Genomic DNA, 732 nt, shown 5'->3' with positions numbered 1-732 from the left:
TCGGATGGAGGCGATGAGAAGCCATGCGTCGGAGGATGCGATGGTTGCCTCCCAGTCTTTTGCGAGACGGCGGCAGCGCCCGAGCCAGGCAAAGGTGCGTTCGACGACCCAGCGGCGGGCAATGACGACAAAGCCGGTTGCGCCATTGGGCCGCTTGACGATCTCGATCGTCGGCCCATCCATGTTCTGCATGGTGTTTTCCAGCTTGTCCCCTCCATAACCGCCGTCGGCGAACAGATGAGCGAGCGTGGGGAAGCTCTCTTTCGTGTCGGCGATGACGCCCGGTGCGCCATCCCTGTCCTGAATATCGGCGGTGTGCGTGATCGCGCTCAGCATGTTGCCCTGGGTATCGGTGAGGATATGGCGCTTGCGGCCCTTGATCTTTTTGCCCGCATCATAGCCGCGCGGTCCGCCGCTTTCCGTGGTTTTCACGCTTTGGCTGTCGATCACGCCCGCTGTCGGCCCTGCCGCCCGACCGGCCAGAAGGCGCGCGGACATCACCAGCGTCTCGTTGATGATGTCGAACATGCCGCTGTCGCGCAGCCGGTAGAAATAGTGCTGCACCGTCGTGAACGGCGGGAAGTCTTTCGGCAGCATCGCCCACTGGCAACCCGCCGCCGCAATATACTGGATCGCGTTCCATATCTCGCGCATCGGCCATTTGCGCGGTCGGCCGACCTTGTTCGGCGCAGGCATGAACGGTTCGATCAACGCCCATTCCGCCTCCGTACA

At 62.7% G+C, this 732-nt stretch carries 1 protein-coding gene; it reads right to left on the bottom strand.

The features are described 5' to 3' along the window. On the bottom strand, positions 1-732 hold a 732-nt coding region (locus IEW15_RS25600), incomplete at both ends, for an IS5 family transposase (RefSeq protein ID WP_188583381.1).

The sequence above is a fragment of the Tistrella bauzanensis genome, assembly GCF_014636235.1.
Taxonomy (GTDB): Bacteria; Pseudomonadota; Alphaproteobacteria; order Tistrellales; family Tistrellaceae; genus Tistrella; species Tistrella bauzanensis.
This window is presented reverse-complemented; position numbering and strand designations above follow the sequence as displayed.